Source organism: Psychrobacter sp. M9-54-1, from assembly GCF_016613355.1.
GTDB classification, from domain to species: domain Bacteria; phylum Pseudomonadota; class Gammaproteobacteria; order Pseudomonadales; family Moraxellaceae; genus Psychrobacter; species Psychrobacter faecalis.
Window position 1 is genome coordinate 48,539 of record NZ_JADGFW010000002.1, and the last position, 22,759, is coordinate 71,297.

Here is a 22,759-nt window from a genome sequence, read left to right on the forward strand (position 1 = left end):
AAAGATTAGGTTTAAATGTCCGCCGTCTTTGTCATACGATTGAGCATGGCTGCTAAGCGCGCATTGTTATCGGCAATATATTTATCGCCAAGCGTTATTATCTCAGTAGGTGATTGTACGGTTTTAGGATAGTTAATTAGTCCTTTTTGAATGGCATTGTCGCCATTTGCTACCATCTTAACGATGCTTTCTTTGGTGACTTCAAAATGACACTGCCAAACCATGACCCAAGTGGCAAGCGCTTTTTGCTGCGGCGTTTGATAAAGAAAGCCTTGATTAGGCCACGCTGCTGATGTCGCTAACGGAATCGCTCCTTGTGGATATTCAAACCCATCGCCATGCCAATGAAAGACCGTAAACGGCTGCTTTGGTAAGTCCTGTAGTAAAGGATGCGCCTGAGCGTCTTTAGTCAACTGAATGGGTAACCAGCCGATTTCTTTTACGCCTGCCGGCTTTACGCTCGCCCCCAAGCAGTGCGCAATAAGCTGCGCCCCTAAACATACACCTATCACTGTTTTTCCGCTATCCATACTTTGTTTAATCAGACGTTTTTCTTCAATTAACCAAGGATGGTTGTCCTCATCGTGGACACTCATCGGCCCGCCCATCACAATTAACCAGTCAAAACTGCCGAGCGCTGGCAAGGTGTCTTTATTATAAGAACGCGTGTAGGTAATAGTGTGTTGATGATTAATTGCCCAATGCTTAATAAAGTTGAGGTCTTCGTAATCTGTGTGAAATAAAGCATGAATGCGTAAGGTCATCTGATGATCTCGATTAAGAAGTTATATTTTTATAATATTGACAGTCTATAAGCTATGAGCTGTCTTAGATAGTGGAAACTATTTAGAGTACTCTAATTCTCTTAAGTGTTTCATTATAAAGCGTAAAATTAGCTATTCTTATAATAACCTAATATTGTGATAGAAAAGGCTTGCAAAGTTTTAAAAACTTGCTAAAATGCATGTCCTAAATAGGCGTATAGCTCAGTTGGTTAGAGCGCTACCTTGACATGGTAGAGGTCGCTAGTTCGAATCTAGTTACGCCTACCAGATTCGAAAGCCCCAATCTTGATGATTGGGGCTTTTTTTATGCCCGTTTTACAAGCGTTGTAGCAGGAAATATCTGCACCCAACATTTTATAAACACAGTTAGATAATCAGCTCCGCACGATTCAAAAAGACGACATTAGCTAATGCAATGGTTATGTTTTTTGTAGGAAAATTAGACGATAGACGCTAATTTTCATAAAAAAATGGTGATCATACTTAAAGTACAACCACCACAGCAGAGTGTTTCAAAAACAGAATCGCTAAAAACTAAACAGCAGGCTTAAATTTTCTACGATAGATACTTCGCAACACTGGCATAAACACCATCAAAATTGCCAACAGCCATAGCACCATAGTGATAGGGCTGCCCCACAGAATACTTAGCTCACCTTGAGAAATAGATAGCGCGCGTCTTAAGTTAGATTCCATCAGCTCGCCCAAAACATAACCTAAAATAAGCGCTGATAATGGGAAGTTTAACTTACGTAAGAAATAACCGAACACCCCGAGTGCGACCATAAAGACCAGATCAAAAGTCGTACTATGAATCGAGTATACGCCAACAAAGCTGACCGCAGCAATTGCTGGTACTAAGATATAATTTGGCACGTTTAGCAATTTTGCAAATAAGCCAACCAATGGAATATTCATTACCAGCAAAATAACGTTACAGATAAATAAAGAGGCAATCAGACCCCAAACGATATCAGGCTGCTCGGTAAATAACTGCGGACCTGGTGTGATGTTATATAGAGTCAATGCGCCCATCATGACCGCTGTGGTACCTGAACCTGGCACACCTAAAGTCAGCATAGGCACAAACGAGCCACAAGCTGAGGCATTATTCGCTGCCTCTGGCGATGCAACACCGCGCAGATCACCGTCGCCAAACGTACCTTTATCACCAGCGATTTTGCGTTCACTGGCATAAGTCATGGCGCTTGCAATAGTAGCCCCTGCACCTGGCAAGATACCAACGACAAAGCCCATTAAACCACTACGTAACATCGCGCCCAAGGTAAACATAAACTCTTTAAGGTTTAATAAACTACGCTTACCTTGCTCAATGACCTTGTGTCCAGTAGTAGTTTTTTCGAGTAAGATTAAGATTTCACTGACACTGAAAAAACCAATTACAATGGTGGTAAATTGGATGCCATCAGATAGATTGACCGAATCAAAAGTAAAGCGGTAAATCCCTGTAACCGCATCGACACCAACCGTCGCCAAACCAAGACCGATTAGAGCGGCAATACCAGTTTTAACCGGTTGATCACCGACCAAACCGCTTAGACACGTAATAGCAAATACCATCAATACAAAATATTCGGCGGGCCCAAATGAGATGGCCCACTTGGCTAATAACGGGGCAAATAAAACCACACCGATCGTGGCAATCGTTGCACCAATGAAGGAACTAACGGCGGATAAAGACAGTGCAATACCAGCTTTGCCTTGTTTGGCTAATGGATAACCATCTAACGTCGTCATAATAGCGCCAGCATCACCTGGTACGTTGATAAGAATGGCGGAGATACGACCACCATATTCACAACCAAGATAGACGGCGGCAAGTAAGATGAGCGCACTTTCTGGTGGTAATCCTAAAGCAAAGGCGAAAGGCAGTAATATCGCCACACCGTTAATAGGACCAAGTCCAGGCAACATACCGACAATGGTACCCAAAAAAGCACCGATAAGTGCAATCAGTAAGTTCTCTGGGGTAGATGCAATAGCGAAACCATGCATCAAAAAATCAAAAGTATCCATACTGGCTATCCTATTATCCCTGATAACAATCCAAGTGGTAATTTGACATCCAAAAGTATGTCAAATAAGACGTATAAGCCAATACTGATTAACACTGAAAAGATAAAGCTTTTAAGCGGGTTGCCAGCAAATAGTAAACCTACGGCAAAGGACATCAGAATGGTGGCAACAATAAAGCCCAGTACCTCAAAAATCAAACCATAGACAAGTAACGCAAGCGCACAAAGTACTAAGTTTCTAATGATTGGTTTGGTAAGCCCTAATTCTATCGGCTTGGTAAAGCTTGCTGGACGAAAAGCAACAACTAGCGCGCCAAATGCCAGCAATGAAAAAATTAAAATCGGGTAAGGGCGAGGGCCGATGGGATCGTAGGCAATAGGGGCGACATAGCCAATGGCTAGGTATATCAAAAATAAGCTCACCAGTGCCATTAGCCCAGAAAACAGACGTTCCATAGTCATAATAGGACTCCTAGAATGTTAGGGCAAAAAGGCTGGCATCTCTATTTTTTGCCAGCCTTTTGAGAATACGATTAAACTTTAGTATTCAATCAATAACGTGATTGAACACCAAGCTCACTATTTGGCTTCAGCCTCAACAAGACCGTATTCAGCAGACAACTCACGAAGCTCGCCCGTACGCTTATAAACATACTCTTGTAGCTCTTCACCGGTCATAGAGAACGGCAATAATTCTTGCTGTTCACGTAGCTCAGCAAATTTTGGATCGGCAAGCATCTTATCAAAGGCATCCTTCCACCAGTTATAAGCACTTGGGCTCACATCTGGACCCATGTAGTAACCACGAACGACCGGCCACGTGACATCATAGCCTTGCTCTTTAGCAGTAGGAATATCGCTCATAGTGCCATCCAACCTTTCATCGGCAAATACGGCTAGGACGCGCAATTTGCCAGCAGTGGTTTGCGGCATAAGCTCGGCAATGCCAGCACTAACGGCGGTGATGTGATTACCCATGACCGCTGTGATTGCTTCACCGCCACCTTCCATCGCCACATACGTCATGTCGTTAGGATTGACGCCAACGGCTTTGGCCAATATGGCAGTTTGCATCCAATCTTGACCACCGACACTACCGCCCGCGCCGAAGCTGACTGATTTTGGATTTGTTTTTAGAACCTTAACCAAATCATCTAAAGTTTTGATGTCTGAATCCGCATTGACGGCGACAGCGCCATAATCTGTGCCGACACCGGCTAGCCATTTCACATCTTTTTCAGTGAATTTACCAAATTTACCTTGTGATAAATTAAGAATAGAGCCGGTTGAGAAGGCAATAATGGCATCACCATTATCACGATCATTGGCAACGATTTTGTTATAAGCAACCGCACCAACCCCGCCTGGCATATAAGTCACGCGCATAGGATCTTTTAAGATGCCAGTGTCTTTCAAACCCGCTTGAGCAAGCTTACAAGTCAAGTCAAAGCCGCCGCCTGGCTTGGCAGGTGCGATACATTCAGGACGTGAAGGAGCAGTCAGCTCACTTGAGCCATCTGTCGCGGCTGCGTCTGTACTGGTCGTTTCATTAGCGTTGTTACAGGCAGTCAAAGATAGAATAGATAGGCCAAGAGCCAGATAGGAAAGTTTTTTCACACGACACTCCTTGTGTGTATATTTGTACTAAAGTTTCAATAGAATTCTGATCGGCGCAACCCGTTATTAATGTTTGAAGCTACGATCAGACTAACGAAGTTACTGCATTTCATCAAAATATGTTTTTTTGTCACTGTATAAAAGTAACAGAATATTTTGTAAATGACAAGAAACATATGTATGTCTGTATGAATTTTATTATACTATAGAGACGCATAAGGGTATTGACTATTATTCTTATGCTTAGCTTTCAGTTATAAATAACAAACACTTTTATAGCTTTCTCTTATTTATAAGGCATTAAAAGATAAGTTGGATCACTAAGATTGCTATTATCCCAATACAGATGTCTAAGGGCACGGCTTTGAATAACAGAGCAGTAAAGAGCTTATTTTTTTCTATAACGACTTGAGAAGCGCCTAACATGAGACTACCACCTGATGAAAAAGGTGACAGTGATGAGCTTTGCGCGCCCACAACAATACAGGTAAAAAGTAATAAAGGACTTATGCCAGAAGCAACGGCTAGGGGTAACACTATAGGAAATAAAGTAGGGGCGACGACGCCAAGTGTACTGGCAAATACGGACATGATTGCGCTGATAACGAAGACTAGCGTCGGTATCAACCAGATAGGGACGTTGGTACTGAGCCATTCGGTGAGCTCGTAAATAACTCCTACCTCTACACCGAGGCGAATCAACATACCGACACCGCAAATCATAATAAGCGTATTCCAAGGTATGAGTGCTATCACCGCTCTTTCGTCGCCTAACTTTAAAAATAGGCTGATTAAAGCAAAAATAACCGCGATAAAACCAATATCAATCCGAGCGTTCAAAAACTCAATCGCTGATATTTGCGGCATGAGCAGATTTAAAATGGGCACTATAAGCACAGTCGCCATCATGATAAAAATCAGCATAATAGATTGTTTTTGCTTACTATCAAAAGGCTCTGGCACTGTCGTTTGAATCGAGATTTTGCTATTTTTGGCATTGAACACGCTATAGCCACCCAAGAGGATTACAGGTATGACAAAAGTAGCAGCGAAAACCCCTAAAACATAAGTAAAGCTATTGTCATTGGCAACGCCTGCGCCGCGCATCAGCTCTCTAAAGATAACGCCGCTTTGTGAGGTAATAAAGTTTGCACCGGCGAGCGCGCCATAATTGACAGATAAGGTGGCAATGACGATATTTAAATTGGTACGTTTAGACAAAAGCAGAATCATCGGTGCCATTGTCGCCAAAACGGTGTAATAGCCTGCGCCTAAGCCTGCGACAACTGTAGCAACAAAAAAGATAATCAATGGCAAAAATGCTGGAAAATGACGACACCTATAGATTAAATGGTTCGATAGTTTTTCTAACGCACCGTTTGCGAGAGGGAAGTTATAAAAAAGCGTCACAGCAAAAATGACAAAGAAGATTTTTAGCGGCCATAGCTCAATAATCTCATAAGCCTTTAGACCCATACCGAAACAACCAATCAGATACGAAAACGCAATAGCAAACAAGCCGATATTGATTTTGGTGGTATAGCCTAAAATAATGCATATTACGATGGCTGCGAGAATATAAAGTGTCACAACTGCCCCTTGATTTTAACGGTATGAATTCTATAAAAAGCCATAGCAGCTTTTATAGAGTAAAAAGCAGTACGCTAATATCGAAAAATAACTTCATAAACGATAAGTCAAATAAGCCTGAGCAGCGCCTCTAATTAAGTAGAATGATAGCAAAAAAACTCATATGAATTAGATAAGGTTGATAATAACAAGCGGATCAAAAATACCTATTAAAACGATTAGAATGGTCTTACTTTTACGGCAATAATGTCGCTTAAAAAGAATCGAGTTATTAAAAATTTTCCATGACGGTGAAACAATGATAGACAATTTCAAAAACTTTAAAATGCCACGATATGAGCAGGTAAGATGGCACATACAAACCTTACTGACAGAGAGCAAGTGGGATGAAAATACACCTTTACCTAGCGAGCAGGAGTTTGCTGATAAATATCAGGTATCGGTAGGCACCGTGCGTAAAGCGGTTGAAAAACTGGTGGAGGAAGGGGTTTTAATAAAACAGCAGGGCAGAGGGACGTTTTTAAAGCGTCCAGATTTTAATAGCTCATTATTAAGGTTTTTTAAATTTCGTGATAAAGAGTCTGGTTATGTCACGCCAACGGGAATAATTAAAAAAATCTCAGTGATAGACGCGATTGATGATATTAACCAAAAATTAGATATAGATGAACATGAAGCGCTCATTTATATAGAGCGGGTTCGTATCGTCGAAGACAAAGTCTTACTGAGTGAAAAGATATGGCTTCCTAAAAGCTGTTACGAAGCCTTTGCCAACTTGGCGCCTGAAGATTTTGAGAATCTTCTTTATCCTTTTTATTATACAAAGTGTGGACAGTTTGTGTCGTCTGCCGTAGAGACGCTATTTTTTATAACCAATCATATAGACCCTTATTTAGGCAATAATAAACAAGAAAGTTTGGTTAAAGTATGCCGTATTGCCAAAAATTTAGAGGGTGACCCTATCGAGTATAGAGAGTCATATGGACTGGCAGGGAAATTTAGTTATGAAGTCAATATCATTTAATCATTATGATAGATCGTCAATAAAACCAAATGACTTATTAAAACAGCACATTGACGTTTCTTATTATCATTATCAGCCCACTAATAACCATGAGTATGAGTAGCATTATTCTAAACTGACTAATCGTCATTCCCGCTAAAAAATGCTTACCAATGATATTGCCGACGACCGCACCTAACCCTAGTACCAGTCCATATAGCCAAAGTCTGGCAGGGAATACGCCAAAGAAAGCGTAGCCGCCGATTTGCATGATACCCACAAAAAAGGAGTTGGCAGTTTTAGTAGCAATCAGGTTTTCTTTTTCTAGCCCAGCATTCATATAAAAAGGGTTGAGTATAGGGCCGAGACCACCGACCAAAGTACTCATAAAAGCAATGACAAAACCCAAAGGTATAAAGCCGAATTTTGGCATATCAAAGGTTTTATCGACTTTACCGAACCTATATTGGAAAATGGTCGATACCAAAAATACGCCAACCAATAACTGAATCCACCCTGCATCCAAGCGACTAAATACCAAGGCGGCAAGCCATGCCCCTACGATGGCACTAGGAACATAGTATCTGGTCAAGGACCAATCAATGTCATGCCAAAATAGATAGAGCCGTGAGGCATTGCTAATAAGCGTGGCCAAATTGATCACGGGAGGCGTAACGGCTGTTCCTATCATTGAAGAGGTAACAGGTATCAATAGCATGGCCCCGCCGCCACCAGACACCGTAGAGATGATAAAAGCGACCATGCCAGCGACAAACAAGCCAGCCAAGTGCCAATTCGGGATGGTGTGCAATAGCTCTAAAACATTGGTCACTATAAAATCCTATTCCATCAAATTCTAAAGTATCTTAAATGACTGATAGTATGAGTAGTCGAGATGCTTAACCTAGCAATCTACTTTATTACAGCCCCTAAAATGCAGATCGCGGCAATAAGCTGTAGAACCAATAATAGCTCAGTTCAAAATAACTGGTATTTAATGCTGTTTGAAAGAGACTTACATTATCTTAATCTTTGATAAAGTATGGTGGCACCAACGCTTGCTCATTGTTGTTCCGCTAGACCTGCTAGCCATTAAGCTTTGTTTGAGAGACGAACAAAGCTAATGGCTAGGCCACATAGAAATGTTACTATAACTCTTAAAACTAATAACGATGACAGTTATTTAATGCTGATTGTTTGCTAGCAGTCGTTTTTAGTATCCATTCATTTAAAACTAAAATAATTAGGAGCAAAACATGGGCTTATTGGTCGATGGTCAATGGCAGGATAAATGGTATGACACCGAGGCGAGCGATGGACGCTTTGTACGCGAAGATGCTGGTTTTAGAAACTGGGTAACAGCGGACGGTAGCGCAGGCCCAACTGGCGTGGGTGGCTTTAAGGCCGAAGCCAATCGCTATCATTTATATGTCTCGCTTGCCTGTCCTTGGGCACACCGCACCACGATTTATCGCAAGCTCAAAGGCTTGGAAGATATGATTTCGCTGTCTGTTGTGCATCCGTTTATGGGCGATAAAGGTTGGACGTTTGCAGAAGGAGCTGGCGTGATTGCTGACCCTATTGTCAATGCCAGCTATTTATATGAAGTATATGTCGCTGCTAAGCCTGATTATACCGGACGCGTCACAGTGCCAATATTATGGGATAAAAAAACCCATACCATCGTTAGTAATGAATCGTCTGAGATTATTCGGATGTTAAATTCTGCTTTCGATGAAGTAGGGGCGACGGACGTTAATTTTTTACCAAAAGCGTTGCTCGCAGAAATCGATACGATTAATGAATTCGTGTATTCAGCGGTGAATAATGGCGTGTATAAAGCAGGGTTTGCCACAACCGAAGCTGCGTACAAAGAAGCGGTAGTGACGCTATTTGACGCGCTTGATACGTTAGAGGCACGTTTGGCTGACCAACGTTACTTGCTCGGTGATACGATTACTGAGGCCGATTGGCGCTTATTTACCACGCTAGTACGGTTCGATGAGGTATATGTTGGGCATTTTAAATGTAATATCCGCCGTATTGTTGATTATCCCAATCTTTGGGGTTATCTGCGTGATTTATATCAGGTGCCCGGTATCGCCGAGACGGTCAGTATCGAGCATATCAAGGCGCATTATTACACCAGTCACGCCAACATCAATCCTACACGTATTATCCCCGTCGGTCCGCTGCTTGACTTTAACGAACCTCATGACCGTGCACGTTTCTAGCTTTTATTGAGCTTTTTAAATTAAGCTAAAAAAAACCGCGCTAGCTTGTATATAAGCTAGCGCGGTTCTTTGTATAAAACGATTTAATTTATATTAAGCGTTATTCAACTGACGCGCAGCTTCTAGGGCAAAATAAGTCAAAATCCCATCAGCGCCTGCACGGCGGAAACCAATCAAGGATTCCAAAATCACCGCATCGGTTAGCCAGCCGTTTTGAATAGCAGCCATATGCATAGCGTATTCACCAGACACTTGATACGCAAAGGTTGGTACGCCAAAGGTGTTTTTAACTTCACGAATTAGGTCTAAGTACGGCTGACCCGGTTTAATCATCACCATATCAGCGCCCTCATTGATATCCATAGCAACTTCGTGCAGCGCTTCGGCACGGTTGCCAAAGTCCATCTGATATTGCTTTTTATGCCCACCTTTTAAGTTGCCGGCACTCCCAACGGCATCACGGAACGGACCGTAGTAAGCAGAAGCATATTTGGCAGAGTAGGCCATGATAGCGGTGTTGACAAAGCCTTCAGCTTCAAAGGCATCACGCATAGCTTTGATACGCCCATCCATCATATCACTTGGCGAGATGATATCAGCGCCTGCACGGGCATGTACAAGCGCTTGCTTGACCAAGACTTCGACCGTTTCATCATTGACCACATAGCCTGAGTCATCGAGCAGACCGTCTTGACCGTGAGAGGTATAAGGGTCTAGCGCCACATCAGTCATTACCACCATTTCTGGTACGGCATCTTTGACTGCTTTGACGGCGCGCGCGCTTAAGCCATTTTCATCATAAGCCGATTTACCATCAGGCGTTTTTAATGAATTATCAATGACAGGGAAGATGTCGATAGTAGTAACACCCTCTGCTAATAATTCTTTGGCATAATTAATCAACAGATCAATCGATAGGCGCTCAACGCCGGGCATACTAGCGATTGCTTCACGCTTGTTTTCACCTTCTAATACAAAAACAGGGGCGATAAAATGCTTAGGATGCAGCTCAACTTCACGAATCATCGAACGCACGTTATCGTTATAACGCAAGCGACGTAGACGGGTTTCAGGGAATTGACGGTTAAAAGTATAAGTCATGAGGTTTCCTTATTTGATTTTAAGCATGGTTATCTATCAGCTTTATGGAAACAGCTGTTTTAAGACTGGTTTTTATAAGATTGGTATCATTAAGAGAATAAAAAGGTCGTTGGTATAATGTTGTACGATAACTGGCACTACTATAACCAATAGTGACTATCGAAAGCAAAAAGCCCTACCAAGTCGGTAGGGCTGATTGTAGTTATCGACTATCAAGGTGAGGAAAATTTTCCCACAGCCTTTACAGCTACTTAACGCTCATTAATCTGCGTGACCGGCACTGGTTCAACCTTGGCCTCTTTCGTAATGGTCTGTTCAGTGACCACGCCTACAGCAGCGTCCGTTTTGCCATCATTATTGACATCGACAACAGCTGTTGGGTTAAAAGTTGCTTTCTCTATTGGCTGTGCCTGCTTAATCGCTTGCGCTTCTTGTGCAGAAGCCACGCGAGCAGAGCTGGCCGCTTCGATGGCATCGACTGCTTTGGCTTTATTGCTATTGGCCGGTAGATTGACCAATTGCACCAAGTTTTTATGCGGTACAGGAATGACGGTTGGCACATCAAGGTTGGCACCGCCGCCTAGCACTTGGTAGAGCTCAACTTGGCTGATGATTTTTTGTAACTCTAAGTCCAAAATGCCTTGCTGCGTTGAGAACAATGAGCGTTGCGCATCGAGTACATCTAGGTAGTTGGCAATACCCGCTTTAAAGCGCGCATCGGCAATCTGATACGTTTGTTCAAAGTTATCTTGCAAACGGTACTGCGCGGCCAACTGGTCGCCCAATGTCGCTCGTGTCGCTAGGACGTCTGATACTTCACGGAACGCGGTTTGGATAGAGCGCTCGTAGTTTGCTAGTGTCTGTTCGCGCTCAATTTTTGCCACATCATAATTGGCATCTAAGCGGCCCGCATCAAAAATAGGTACGCTAATGCTTGGACCAAATGACCAGCCAACCGAACCACTCTTGAATAAGTCATCTAAACTGCCACTACTCAAGCCCACGCTACTGGCTAGGCTGATAGATGGGAAGTAAGAAGCTCGTGCCACTTCGATATTGGCACCAGCGGCTTTTAGATTGTACTCTGCTTCCAATACATCAGGGCGATAGCGGAGCAATTCACTTGGTAAGCCGGCGCTGAATATCTGCTGGCTTGTGATATTGCTAACAGCAGGGGCTGGAATAAGATTGGTTGGAATGGGGCCACCGACCAAAAACTGCAGCGCATTACGCGATCTTAAAATACTGCTCTGTGCCTGTAAAACGGCAAGTCTGGCATTTTCTAATGACGCACTGGCTTGCAGCGATGGCAGTTTAGGGTCAATACCAGCTTCAAAGCGTTTATCAGCGATAAATAGAGACTTTTCACGGCTTTCGACCGTCGCTTCAGCCAGTTTTAACTGCGCAAGGCTATAGCTTAAATTGGCATAGCTTTGAGCGATATTACTAATCAGGCTGATTTGAGTGGTGTCTTTGGCTGCGGTAGTCGCTAAAAAGTTTTGTAACGCCTGCTCTTTTAGACTAGAAATTTTACCCCAAAAATCTAACTCATAGTTAGCAAGACCAAGGTTGACGTTATATGAGCTGTTAGGGTTTTTATCGCGACTATTTTGCGCTTGGCGCGTGTAACCACCGCTACCATCAATTCTAGGCAGATCATTAAGATCGGTAATTTGATACTGCGCGCGTGCTTTCTCAATGGCCAAACGTGCACTTTCAAAGTCTTTGTTATTCTCTAAGCCTAACGCAATCAGACCTTTTAAGCGCTCGTCGCTGTAAAACTCCTGCCAGCGCTGCCCAGCAATACTGGCTTGATTGGCGCTACTGACGGTTTCTTTATCGAACGCGCCGTAGGTTTGTTCGATAGGCACGTTTGGTTCAGCAAGCACAGGACGCATATCTGCTTTTGGAATGGTGTTACAAGCAGCCATGCTCAGTGCTAAGGCGGTGAGGCCAATGAGGCGACCGCCATTTTTACGCAGTACTGCTAGCGCTGGTTGGGCAGTGGTAGCTATAGTAGCTACCGCTGCTGAGTTTAAAGTAAAGTTTTTTTGAGCACTCATTGTATATTATCTCCAAAGCTTGCAGGCTGATAACTATCAGAAGGCATTGGGTCAGAAGGTGTTGGGTTTTGCGGGCCAGGTGTGCCGTCGTTACCATCATCTCTATCGTTCGGTTTATTATTCTCATATTTGTAAGGGAATAAACTACGTACCCAAATAAAGAACATTGGAATAAAGAAGATACCTAATAACGTCGCGGTGACAACACCACCTACCACGCTGGTACCGATGGCGTTTTGACTGCCTGAGCCCGGACCTGTGGCGATGAATAATGGCACAACACCAAGTCCAAACGCAAGTGAGGTCATGATAATTGGACGCAGACGTTGACGCGCCGCTATCATAACCGCTTCTTTTAGCGTATTACCTTCTTCTTGATGCTCTTTTGCAAACTCAATAATCAAGATAGCGTTTTTGGCTGATAGACCAACGACCGTTAGTAGACCAACTTGCAAGTAGATATCGTTATTAAAGCCGCGTAACCAGGTAAATATCACCGCACCTAGCACCCCAAGCGGGATGACCAATAGTACAGAGAAGGGGATAGACCAGCTTTCATATAGAGCGGCGAGACATAAGAATACCACCAAGATCGACAGGGCATAAAGCATCGGCGCTTGGGCACCTGACTTTTGCTCTTCAAGTGACATACCTGTCCACTCGTAGCCAATACCTTCAGGTAGCTTTTGCATCATCGCTTCCATCGAGCTCATCGCTTCACCCGTACTAAGACCAGGGGCGGCGCTACCTTGGATATTCATTGACGGTAAGCTGTTATAACGGGTCAGACGCGGTGAGCCTGATTGCCATTCACTGCTTGAGAACGCATCAAATGAAATCATTTCACCGGCATCATTACGAACATACCATTTGCTGATATCATCAGGATTGGTACGACTGCTTGGCTCGCCTTGGACAAACACGCGCTTAATACGACCACGGTCAACGAAGTCATTAATATAGCTTGAACCCCAAGCAGTAGAAATCACGCTATTAATGTTAGCCAATGACAGCCCATAAGCAGCGGCTTGCTCTTGATTGATATTAATTTTTAACTGCGGCGCATCTTCTTGTCCGTTTGGACGCACGCCTGTTACTTGATCGTTTTGCGCAGCCATACCGAGCAGCATATTACGTGCTTCGAGTAAGCCTTCATGGCCGACGTTACCTGTATCTTGAATCATCAAATCAAAACCACTGGCATTACCTAGTTCGGTAATAGCTGGCGGTACAATTGCAAAGACTTGTGCTTCATTTAACTGAGTAAAGAAATAGCCCATCGCTCGACCAGCGACCGCTTGTGCGGTATTTTCATCGCCGCTTCGCTCCGCCCAGTCTGTCAAACGTACGAAAGCCAGACCCATGTTTTGACCTTGACCGGCGAAACTGAAGCCTGCCACAGAGAACACAGACGCCACGTTGTCTTTTTCTTGGGTTTCATAATAGTTGGTGACTTTTTCTAGTACCGCTTCCGTTTCATCAAGCGTCGCCCCAGCAGGAAGCTGTACTAAGGTAAACATAATACCTTGGTCTTCCTCGGGTAAAAACGAGCCCGGAATACGTAAGAATACCACGGCCATGACGCCGATAATGGCGGCATAACCGATTAAGTATAACCACTTAAATTTAAAGCTTTTACCGACAGAATTTTCATACTTACGGCTGACTTTATAAAAAGAGCGGTTAAACCAACCGAAGAAACCTTTTTGCTCTTCAGTAGATCCTTTCTCGTGGCTCTTACTACGTTTTAGCAAGGTCACACATAGGGCAGGGGTAAAGATAAGCGCCACTAATGCTGACAGTACCATGGCGGTAATCAGGGTAATGGAGAACTGACGATAAATGACACCGGTTGAGCCACCAAAGAAGGCCATCGGTACGAAAACGGCCGATAGAATCAAGGCGATACCGACAACGATTTTACTAATCTCGCCCATCGATTGTATGGTCGCGTCTTTAATGGAAATATGAGGGTCTTCTTCCAAGATACGCTCAACGTTTTCGACGACCACGATGGCGTCATCGACCAGTAGACCAATGGACAATACCAAGGCAAACATGGTCAATACGTTGATACTAAAGCCAGCGATATATAAGACGGCAAAAGTACCCAGTAATACCACGGGTACAGCAAGCGTTGGAATAATGGTCGCGCGCCAGTTTTGTAAGAAAATGAACATGACGATAAAGACTAAAACAATCGCTTCGATGAGTGTTTTGACTACTTGCTCAATAGACAAACGTACAAATGGCGTGGTGTCATAAGGAATAACGGTCGTCAGATTTTTTGGGAAATTCTGTTCAAGCTCCGCCATACGAGCGCCAACGGCTTCACGAGTTTCAAGCGCGTTTGCACCACCCGCCAAAGAAATACCGAGACCAGCGGAAGTCTGCCCATTATAAAGCGCAGTCACACTGTAGTTTTCACTGCCGATTTCAACTTTTGCAACATCACCTAGGCGAACCTTCGCCCCAGAGGTATCGGTTTTTAATAAGATATTTTTAAATTCTTCAGGGGTTTGTAAATAGCTTTGCACGGTAACCGTGGCGTTAATAACCTGTCGATCCGTATCTGCAGGCGCTTGTCCTAATTGGCCAGCAGACACCTGCGCGTTTTGCGCACGTACGGCATTGACCACATCAGCTGGCACCAAGTTATAACTACGTAGCAGCGAAGGATCAAGCCAGATACGCATGGCATAGGCTGAACCAAACACCTGCACTTCACCAACACCTTCGACACGGCTGAGCTGGTCAACGACGTTTGAGTTGATATAGTCAGCAATATCGCTGTTATCCATGCTGCCGTCTTCAGACACGAAAGCTTGCACCATCAAAAAGCTGCTAGACGATTTATTGACGTTGACGCCCTGACGCTGTACGGACTCAGGGAGTGAGCTCATCGCGGCTTGCAGTTTGTTCTGTACCTGTACCTGTGCGGTATCAGGATCGGTACCGTTTTCAAAGGTAAGCGTTACAGATGCGCCACCATTTGACGAGCTCGATGATGACATATACATCAAGCCATCAAGCCCTTTCATACGTTGTTCGATAATCTGAACCACTGAATCTTCAACGGTCTGCGCGTTCGCACCAGGATAGCTTGCGCTCACCGAGATGGTCGGCGGTGCGATGCGTGGATACTGCTCAATCGGTAGGTTAATAACCGATATTACCCCGATGAGCATGACCAAAATAGCCATCACCCAAGCAAAAATAGGGCGATCAATAAAAAAACGTGACATAGTATATCCCTAGGTTTTCCTATCTTTGAATGGAATTAGTTAGCGGTAGATTCTGCTGGTTTTTTAGCAGAGGTATCTTTACTAGCTGGCTTATCCATCGCTTTTGCGGCTTGCTGCGGCGTTTGAGCAGTTGGCGCGCCCGGCTTAGCAGGGGCAGCATTTGGATTTTCTAAAGGTTTGGCGACGACTTCTTGCTCAGGTTTGACCTTTGAGCCACCGATCACCACCACTTTATCCCCTGCTTTTAAGCCATCAGTGACGACCCACTGATCTTTGTAGGTACCATTAATAGTGACAGGACGTACTTGAATTTTATTATTCTCATCAACGATATAAACTTGCGGTTCGCTTTTTGGTGTACGCATCACCGCGCTTTGCGGTACCAATGCAGCATTGCTGATGACGCTTTGGGTTAAGCGTGCACTGACGTACATCCCCGGTAGCAGGACATTATTAGGGTTGGGGAAGACTGCACGTAAGGTCACAGCACCTGTTGATTCATCAACTTTTGCTTCTGATAATGCCAGCTCGCCACGTACCGGATACGTTGAGCCGTCCTCTAATACCAACTCAACCGAATTCATACCCGCCTGTGCTTTACCAGCAGAAATTTGCTGGCGTAGTTTAAGCAGCTCAGAGGATGACTGGCTGATATCGACATAGATAGGATCTAAGCGCGAGATAGTCACTAAAGGATCTGGTTGACCGGCGCTAACCAAGGTACCAGCAGTAACGCTAGAGCGGTCAGTACGACCTGCGAGCGGCGCTCGTACGATAGTACGATTAAGGTCTAGTGTACTGGCTTGTAAGTTTGCTTTTGCTGTTTGGATACCAGCTCTAGCGCTCTCAATACCAGCTTCGGTTTGCCCAATCGCCGCACGCGCGCTTTCGACTGCTGCTTGCGCCGTACGAACTTGGGTAACCGCTTGGTCGTATTGCTGCTTTGAGATGGCATCAATTTCGATCAAGCCTTGCAAGCGATTTAAGTCATTTTGTGCTTGCGATAAAGACGCTTGGCGACTGACCAGCTCAGCTTTGGCATTGGCGTTGTTTGCTAACGCCGTCTGATAATTGGCTTCAGCTTGTTGAATGGCCGCCTGCCCACTGGTGATAGACGTCGCGTAGTTATCGGTATTGATACGGTATAAAGGTTGGTCTTTTTTGACGTTGCTGCCTTCGCGGAACAACACCTCGTCAATAATTCCGTTTACTTGTGGGCGAACGTCGGCGGTTTGGTAAGCGGCGGTACGTCCAGCAAAGGTTTGTACTTGCGGTACGGTATCTAAAGTGACAGTCTGAACGTTGACGACGGCAGGTGGCATCTGCTGCTGCGCCGCTGCCCCAGCTGCGTCCTCATTTTTATCACAGCCGACCAATACAGCGCCAGATAGTACAGATGCTATTACAAGCGCAAGAGTAGAGTGCTTCATTAATGTCCTCGGCAATATAAATATCATATAATAATTACAGTTTAAAAAGTTTATGGATAAATCTTAACGAAGTAAATATGAAACGTAATATGTCTTTACCGCTGTTAGAGTTCATTACTAAATAGATAATATAATAACTAAACACACAACAATCGGCTAAGCAGATTTAAAGTAATGCATGATTATAAACTATAGGGTATACCCCACAGTCAAGATGCAAAAAAAACCTTCATCTACCTTGTGATAAGCTCATTTCTCAATAAAGATTTAACAACCATTGATAATACAAGCGTAACCTTCTAAATACTTCGTAAGATTGGTAATGAATACCGTGCCAAAATATTGTTAAATTTTGTTTTTTTAAATACGATTTAAGGATAGTAGCAAGAAAACCATATAAAAGTACAGTAGAAAATGGCATGTACAGAAAAACGGTGTTTTAGCAATACTTAAGTGTGAACGCTAAAATTTCAGGGAAAAATAAGAACAATTGAACGAAGAAAGCGATGGGTAATGAGAAAGCTGCGTGTATAGCAACCTTATTTTCTCATTTTATTTATTTCATTATTATAAAGTACAACTTAACTAGAAATTAAATGGTCACATACTTTTTTTATTGATGCCTAAACATTTTAAGCATCTATAATATATAGGCTAGCAATATTTACACTAACCGCGCGCTGGCAAGTTCAGTCAGCTGATATAGCCCTTGACGGTAGCGGTTGTCAGGTAAGCTGCTTAGCGCTTGCTGAGCCAGTTTGGTTTCTTCCAAAGCACGCTTTTTACAGTATTCAAGCGAACCTGACTGACGGACGAGCTCGATAAGCTGCTCAGCGTTTGGTGTTTTACCCGTTTGCACCGCAAGTCGTAATTGCTCATAGCCTGCTTTATCGCTGTCTTTTAATAGTTCAAGCGCTTTAATGGTGGGCAGCGTAGGTTTGCCTTCTGCCAAATCATCGCCCAAATTCTTGCCCATCACTTCACTATCGCCACTGTAGTCGAGTACATCATCGACGATTTGAAAAGCGTTACCGAAATGCTGACCAAAATCAGCCAATGCTTGCAAGTGCTCGGTTTTATTTTGCAAAATAGCCGCGCCTTGGGTCGCCATCATAAATAAGCGCGAGGTTTTGCCATCGATAATATTGAGGTAGTCTTGTTCAGTGGCTGCAGGGTTATGCTGATGCTGAAGTTGTAAGACTTCGCCCTCAGCGATATCACAGGTGCCATCGGAGAAGACCTGCAATAACGGCAAGCTTTGAAAACCAACCAACAAGTTAAAAGCGCGAGCAATCAAATAGTCGCCGACCAGCACAGCAGTGGCGTTGTCCCAAGTAGCATTAGCCGTTGGTTTGCCACGGCGCTGTCCTGATTCATCAATCACATCATCATGTACCAAGGTTGCCGTATGCAGCATCTCAGTAATCGCCGCCAGATGCATCGCTTGTTGCGATGGCTCGTCGCTAAACATGCGCGCGCACAATAAGGTAATCAGCGGGCGCATACGTTTGCCACCAGCATTGATTACATGCTGCGAGACGCTCATTACCAATTGGACTTTAGAATTCAAACTGCCAAAGACTTGCTTATCCATAATCTCAAAATCGTTAGCAACGATACTTTGGATATCAGCATAGCTTAGCGTATCGGCAGAGCTTGGCGTACTGGTTAGAACGTTTAATGGTGTGGTCGAGGGTGCGGCGGCGTTCGATAAAGAATTACTGGTCATAATGAGTCGTCATACCAATGAAAAAATGAAAAATGAGTTTAGATAGCGGTCTATTTATAATAATGCTTGCAGCAAATAATAGTTAGGCTAGCGTTTGACGCATAATAGCATAGCTGTTTAGGTCAATGGTTGATTTAAGTATAGCAGAAAGTAAGTTAGGACTTTTAATATAGCGACGTGTTGTCCTTTTGATTTCTATCATTTTTAAAAGTTAACTGGTTAGATTTTTTTAATTAGTCACTTATGTTAGCAACATTTTATTAATAATAGTCGTTAATAAGATTTATATTTACAAAAAACTGTAAGTCACTGATTATATAAGCTATAATAGCGGCTGTTGGATTTTAACCCATTCGCGTTTGTTATAGTATATCTACATAGAGCGGTTTATCCTAACATCGGTAGTCACTACCTTTGTCAGTGAAATCTATCGCTTTTTTTGAGAATTATATCAATCGCTATGATTGTTATTACCACCTTGCAAAAACAAGAGGCGCGGCTTGCTTTTATGAGCAAAAAGCCGTAAAATCTTGCCTTTAATTTTTCCCTGTCGTGTTCGTTATTGAAGCGTTGATATAATATCAGCCACGGCACACGGGTTAAACGGAGTCAGACAATGTACGCAGTAATCAAAACTGGTGGTAAACAGCACCGTGTTGTGGTCGATGAGCTTTTAAAAGTTGAATTACTAAAAGCAGAAAAAGGCGAAACAATCAAATTTGAAGACGTATTGATGGTTGTTGACGGTGAAACTGTCAAAATCGGTCAACCTATCGTTGAAGGCGCTAGCGTAGAAGTTGAAGTAGTTGAGCATGGTCGCGGCGAAAAAATCCGTATCATCAAACACAACCGTCGTAAGCATTATCACAAAGAGCAAGGTCACCGCCAATGGTATACCTTGTTAAAAATCAAAGCGATTAATGCCTAATTATTCACTTAGCAATGACTGCTAAATAGCGCACTAAATGCTTAAGAGTTGTCGCATTAGCGATAAGTCACATTAACAAGGAGATTTTCTCATGGCACATAAAAAAGCTGCCGGTTCGAGCCGTAACGGTCGTGATTCAAACCCAAAAATGCTAGGCGTTAAAATCTTTGGTGGCCAAGCTATCACAGCTGGTAACATCATCGTTCGTCAACGTGGTACAGAATTCCACGCAGGCGAAGGCGTTGGCATGGGTCGTGACCATACTTTATTTGCACTAAATGACGGTGTGGTAAAGTTTGCGACCAAAGGTAAATTCAACCGTCGTTATGTTATGGTTGAAAGCGCATAATTGCCCATCTAGGTTATTTAGTTATTCACTAGCATAATCGGATGACTAAAAAAGCCCTTATTACCCTTTGGTAGTAAGGGCTTTTTTATGGCGCTCATTTACATGAAAAACAGCTAAAGCAAATAATAAACAACGCCATATGCCGTGTAACTCTGTTGGTTACAAGCGCGTATGGCAACGGTAGTAATGATTGCAAATCATGACTAGGCGCGTAATAAAAAAACTGGCACACTGTCTGCATTGTTTACTGACGTCGTTTTTTTGGCACGAGATAAGCACTTATTGAAAACAAAAATTTTAATTAACACGTATTATTTTTATGCTATTTTGCATTTGAGAGAGGATTTATAATGACTGTATTATCAAAAAAAACCACTTTAAAACAAAAATTGATGGGCGGCGCTTTAACGGGCGTATTGATGACATCGCTTGGGGTAGCAGCGCCGATGGTAGCATTGACCCAAACGGCAAGCGCTGCTCCTGCGGATAATTTAACGGCCGCTAAACGCTTAAATAAGCTGTTAAGCAACACCAAAAGCATGACCGCTAACTTTAGCCAAACCACCAAAGGCGCGAATAGCGGTACTTTTAGCGGTACCATGAGTGTTCAGCGTCCAAATAACTTTCGCTGGGAAACCAAATCACCGTCAGAGCAGCTTATTGTAGCGAATGGCAGCTCAATGTGGGTTTATGACAAAGACTTGGAACAAGCGACAAAGCAAAATGTCGATAGCCAGGTAGGTAACACGCCAGCGTTATTGTTATCAGGCGACCCAAGTAAGATTGATAAAAACTTTAAAATCACCCAGCCTTATGCCAATAAAAACTACTATGTGCTCTATCCAAAATCAGATAGCGCCAGCTTTAAGAGCTTATCGATGAGCTTTAGTGGCGGCAAACCTGTGATGATGGTGCTGAATGATACGCTAGGACAAACCACGACGATTAAGTTTAGCGGTATTAAAATGAACCCAAGTATTAATAGCAGTCAGTTTAAATTCACGCCGCCAAAGGGCGTTGATATTATTAATCAATAATTCTTTTACTGATTGAGCCTATAAAAAAAGGACACGCTTATAAAGCCTGTCCTTTTTTATTGCTATAAGTCCAAGATATACAGATTTTACTTTAATCGATAAGAAATAACGACTTGCTACTAAGACAAAGCTTTGATGGCTTCCATATCGGGCAGTGGCGGTAGCTCATCTAAACTGGTTAATCCAAACGCATCTAAAAATTGCGCTGTGGTATGTAGCAGTGCAGGGCGCCCCAAGGTTTCTTTATAACCTTTCTCTTCAATCCAGCCTTTATCAAACAGTTGACGCAAGATATTACTTGATAGCGTCACACCGCGCACGTGCTCGATATCACTACGGGTCACCGGCTGCTTATAGGCGATGACACTCAAGGTTTCAAGCAGGGCTTGGCTCAGGCGCTCTTGACGCTGCGGAAAGACACGCTGGATTAATGCACTATAGTCGTCGGCAACTTGCAATCGATAGCCGCTAGCCGTTTCATGTAAGGTCAGCACACCAGTATCTAAACGTTGTTGTAGTAGGTCTAATGCTTGTGTAAGCTCTTTAGTGTTTAATGACAGATATTTTTTTAAAATACTGGCAGTCAGGGGCGCTTCTGAAGCGTGCAGGAGTACTTCGATATGCTTGCTGATTTCTTCTAAATCTTGATTTTGCTTATCTGTCATTGCACGTATTCTCTATTAAAACCATTAAGCTAGCCACTGTAACGTTAATTGTCCTATATGGCGATCTGCTGCGGTTTCATTATAGGCAGCTGATTGGCCTTCGGGGTTATTATTCACGACACCAACCAACTGCCGTTTCATCAGCTCAAGTACCGCGACAAAACTGACTACAACGCCTATCCTACCTTGGGATTTATCCAGTAACTCATAAAATGAGCGTGCACCATCCGTGCTTAGCTGTCTGCTGATACTGGCGATACGATCAGAAAGGGGTACGGCATCAACTTTAATGGTATGCATTTGATAGTCGGGCTGTAGCTGCATTTTAAATAAGCTATCAATCAAAAGGTTTGGCGAATAATTGGGTAATTCGGCATTCATAACGTCTTGACTTGGCATACTGACCAGCGCTAAAAATACATCGCGCTCAAGACGCACGAGATTGTCCAAACGCTGACTGGCCACTTTGATTTGCGCATACTCTTCAAGGCGTTCAATCAGCTCAGCTTTTGGGTCGCGCTCATCGCTTGGCGTTTCAGGCTTTGGTAGCAGCAGCTCGGTTTTAATGGCAATCAAGGTCGACGCCATCAGCAGATAGTCACCGGCCAATTCAAAATGTTCGGTATCCAGCTCACCGATATAAGCCAAATACTGCTCAGTAATCGGCAATATCGGCATTTGGGTGAGATCGACATTGTTCTTTTTGACCAGATATAATAAAAAATCTAAGGGTCCAGCAAATTGCTCAAGCCAAATGGCAAAGGCTTGCGGCGGTACATAGAGATCTTCTGGTAGATGCTGCACCGGCGTCTGATAAATACGCAGCGCCATATCATTATTGATTGAAATACGATGTTTGCTATTGTTATCCATAAACTTAGCGTTTTCATCCACGCTTACGGAAAATGCGGCCTTTGGTAAAGCCGCTGTTTTATTTTTCAATACTG

General features: G+C 43.4%; 18 protein-coding genes and 1 tRNA gene. 6 read left to right on the top strand and 13 right to left on the bottom strand.

All coding sequences use genetic code 11. The features are described from left to right. Positions 1-11 precede the first annotated feature (11 nt). Positions 12-764, bottom strand: coding sequence for a type 1 glutamine amidotransferase (locus IQ457_RS00590; protein ID WP_200661663.1), 753 nt, complete (start codon positions 762-764; stop codon positions 12-14). Positions 765-975: 211 nt separating this feature from the next. On the opposite strand from IQ457_RS00590, the gene IQ457_RS00595 reads away from it, so the two are divergent. Continuing rightward, positions 976-1,052 (top strand) — tRNA-Val (locus IQ457_RS00595). A 267-nt stretch (positions 1,053-1,319) separates the two neighbouring features. Here the strand turns inward: IQ457_RS00595 and IQ457_RS00600 are convergent. The 4 genes from IQ457_RS00600 to IQ457_RS00615 form a co-directional block, all read right to left on the bottom strand. Beyond that, a complete protein-coding gene (locus tag IQ457_RS00600) occupies positions 1,320-2,822 on the bottom strand; it encodes a tripartite tricarboxylate transporter permease (RefSeq protein ID WP_068406030.1) in 1,503 nt (500 codons plus the stop codon). Between the two features lie 5 nt (positions 2,823-2,827). After that, on the bottom strand, positions 2,828-3,283 hold the full coding sequence (locus tag IQ457_RS00605; protein WP_068406033.1) for a tripartite tricarboxylate transporter TctB family protein: 456 nt from the start codon (positions 3,281-3,283) through the stop codon (positions 2,828-2,830). Between the two features lie 117 nt (positions 3,284-3,400). After that, positions 3,401-4,438 carry a Bug family tripartite tricarboxylate transporter substrate binding protein gene (locus tag IQ457_RS00610; protein ID WP_068406035.1) on the bottom strand — a complete coding sequence of 346 codons (1,038 nt, stop codon included), beginning with the start codon at positions 4,436-4,438 and terminating at the stop codon, positions 3,401-3,403. Between the two features lie 300 nt (positions 4,439-4,738). Beyond that, entirely contained in the window at positions 4,739-6,028 is a 1,290-nt protein-coding gene (locus IQ457_RS00615; RefSeq protein WP_200661664.1) for an SLC13 family permease, read from the bottom strand. A gap of 298 nt (positions 6,029-6,326) precedes the next feature. Between IQ457_RS00615 and IQ457_RS00620 the strand changes: the two genes are divergently transcribed. After that, on the top strand, positions 6,327-7,052 hold the full coding sequence (locus IQ457_RS00620) for a GntR family transcriptional regulator (protein ID WP_102076937.1): 726 nt from the start codon (positions 6,327-6,329) through the stop codon (positions 7,050-7,052). Between the two features lie 37 nt (positions 7,053-7,089). On the opposite strand, the gene IQ457_RS00625 is transcribed toward IQ457_RS00620, so the two are convergent. Then, complete coding sequence (locus tag IQ457_RS00625; RefSeq protein WP_200661665.1) at positions 7,090-7,863, bottom strand: TSUP family transporter; 774 nt, start codon at positions 7,861-7,863, stop codon at positions 7,090-7,092. 424 nt (positions 7,864-8,287) lie between these two features. Here IQ457_RS00625 and IQ457_RS00630 point away from each other — a divergent pair, with 424 nt between their 5' ends. Further along, positions 8,288-9,265, top strand: a complete 978-nt coding sequence (locus IQ457_RS00630; RefSeq protein WP_200661666.1) for a glutathione S-transferase family protein — start codon at positions 8,288-8,290, stop codon at positions 9,263-9,265. Between the two features lie 93 nt (positions 9,266-9,358). Here the strand turns inward: IQ457_RS00630 and hemB are convergent, their stop codons facing one another. The 5 genes from hemB to IQ457_RS00655 form a co-directional block, all read right to left on the bottom strand. After that, positions 9,359-10,366 carry a porphobilinogen synthase gene (gene hemB, locus IQ457_RS00635; RefSeq protein WP_068406053.1) on the bottom strand — a complete coding sequence of 336 codons (1,008 nt, stop codon included), beginning with the start codon at positions 10,364-10,366 and terminating at the stop codon, positions 9,359-9,361. Between the two features lie 251 nt (positions 10,367-10,617). Continuing rightward, positions 10,618-12,429 (bottom strand): efflux transporter outer membrane subunit, encoded by a 1,812-nt coding sequence (locus tag IQ457_RS00640; RefSeq protein WP_200661667.1) that lies wholly within the window; start codon positions 12,427-12,429, stop codon positions 10,618-10,620. Then, the gene (locus tag IQ457_RS00645; RefSeq protein ID WP_200661668.1) at positions 12,426-15,674 is read right to left on the bottom strand and encodes an efflux RND transporter permease subunit; all 3,249 of its coding nucleotides are present in this window, start codon (positions 15,672-15,674) and stop codon (positions 12,426-12,428) included. The genes IQ457_RS00640 and IQ457_RS00645 overlap by 4 nt, the downstream gene beginning before the upstream one ends. Before the next feature lie 35 nt (positions 15,675-15,709). Then, positions 15,710-17,104, bottom strand: coding sequence for an efflux RND transporter periplasmic adaptor subunit (locus IQ457_RS00650; RefSeq protein ID WP_200661669.1), 1,395 nt, complete (start codon positions 17,102-17,104; stop codon positions 15,710-15,712). A gap of 664 nt (positions 17,105-17,768) precedes the next feature. Next, positions 17,769-18,698 (bottom strand): polyprenyl synthetase family protein, encoded by a 930-nt coding sequence (locus IQ457_RS00655; RefSeq protein WP_200661691.1) that lies wholly within the window; start codon positions 18,696-18,698, stop codon positions 17,769-17,771. 751 nt (positions 18,699-19,449) lie between these two features. Here IQ457_RS00655 and rplU point away from each other — a divergent pair. The 3 genes from rplU (at position 19,450) to lolA (ending at position 21,147) form a co-directional block, all read left to right on the top strand. Beyond that, on the top strand, positions 19,450-19,761 hold the full coding sequence (rplU, locus tag IQ457_RS00660) for a 50S ribosomal protein L21 (RefSeq protein ID WP_025652795.1): 312 nt from the start codon (positions 19,450-19,452) through the stop codon (positions 19,759-19,761). A gap of 91 nt (positions 19,762-19,852) precedes the next feature. Beyond that, a complete protein-coding gene (gene rpmA, locus IQ457_RS00665) occupies positions 19,853-20,110 on the top strand; it encodes a 50S ribosomal protein L27 (RefSeq protein ID WP_055123782.1) in 258 nt (85 codons plus the stop codon). A gap of 350 nt (positions 20,111-20,460) precedes the next feature. Beyond that, positions 20,461-21,147 (top strand): outer membrane lipoprotein chaperone LolA, encoded by a 687-nt coding sequence (gene lolA / locus IQ457_RS00670; protein WP_200661670.1) that lies wholly within the window; start codon positions 20,461-20,463, stop codon positions 21,145-21,147. Between the two features lie 119 nt (positions 21,148-21,266). Here the strand turns inward: lolA and scpB are convergent, their stop codons facing one another. After that, the gene (gene scpB / locus IQ457_RS00675) at positions 21,267-21,812 is read right to left on the bottom strand and encodes an SMC-Scp complex subunit ScpB (RefSeq protein WP_200661671.1); all 546 of its coding nucleotides are present in this window, start codon (positions 21,810-21,812) and stop codon (positions 21,267-21,269) included. Between the two features lie 24 nt (positions 21,813-21,836). Beyond that, positions 21,837-22,685, bottom strand: coding sequence for a segregation and condensation protein A (locus IQ457_RS00680; protein ID WP_200661692.1), 849 nt, complete (start codon positions 22,683-22,685; stop codon positions 21,837-21,839). Between the last annotated feature and the right edge of the window lie 74 nt (positions 22,686-22,759).

Bases quoted from the DNA above. Each gene is read 5' to 3' on its own strand.
- IQ457_RS00590 (WP_200661663.1), bottom strand. From the start codon at position 764: ATGACCTTACGCATTCATGCTTTATTTCACACAGATTACGAAGACCTC.
- IQ457_RS00600 (WP_068406030.1), bottom strand. From the start codon at position 2,822: ATGGATACTTTTGATTTTTTGATGCATGGTTTCGCTATTGCATCTACC.
- IQ457_RS00605 (WP_068406033.1), bottom strand. From the start codon at position 3,283: ATGACTATGGAACGTCTGTTTTCTGGGCTAATGGCACTGGTGAGCTTA.
- IQ457_RS00620 (WP_102076937.1), top strand. From the start codon at position 6,327: ATGATAGACAATTTCAAAAACTTTAAAATGCCACGATATGAGCAGGTA.
- IQ457_RS00630 (WP_200661666.1), top strand. From the start codon at position 8,288: ATGGGCTTATTGGTCGATGGTCAATGGCAGGATAAATGGTATGACACC.
- hemB (WP_068406053.1), bottom strand. From the start codon at position 10,366: ATGACTTATACTTTTAACCGTCAATTCCCTGAAACCCGTCTACGTCGC.
- IQ457_RS00640 (WP_200661667.1), bottom strand. From the start codon at position 12,429: ATGAGTGCTCAAAAAAACTTTACTTTAAACTCAGCAGCGGTAGCTACT.
- IQ457_RS00645 (WP_200661668.1), bottom strand. From the start codon at position 15,674: ATGTCACGTTTTTTTATTGATCGCCCTATTTTTGCTTGGGTGATGGCT.
- IQ457_RS00650 (WP_200661669.1), bottom strand. From the start codon at position 17,104: ATGAAGCACTCTACTCTTGCGCTTGTAATAGCATCTGTACTATCTGGC.
- IQ457_RS00655 (WP_200661691.1), bottom strand. From the start codon at position 18,698: ATGGATAAGCAAGTCTTTGGCAGTTTGAATTCTAAAGTCCAATTGGTA.
- rplU (WP_025652795.1), top strand. From the start codon at position 19,450: ATGTACGCAGTAATCAAAACTGGTGGTAAACAGCACCGTGTTGTGGTC.
- rpmA (WP_055123782.1), top strand. From the start codon at position 19,853: ATGGCACATAAAAAAGCTGCCGGTTCGAGCCGTAACGGTCGTGATTCA.
- lolA (WP_200661670.1), top strand. From the start codon at position 20,461: ATGACTGTATTATCAAAAAAAACCACTTTAAAACAAAAATTGATGGGC.
- scpB (WP_200661671.1), bottom strand. From the start codon at position 21,812: ATGACAGATAAGCAAAATCAAGATTTAGAAGAAATCAGCAAGCATATC.
- IQ457_RS00680 (WP_200661692.1), bottom strand. From the start codon at position 22,685: ATGGATAACAATAGCAAACATCGTATTTCAATCAATAATGATATGGCG.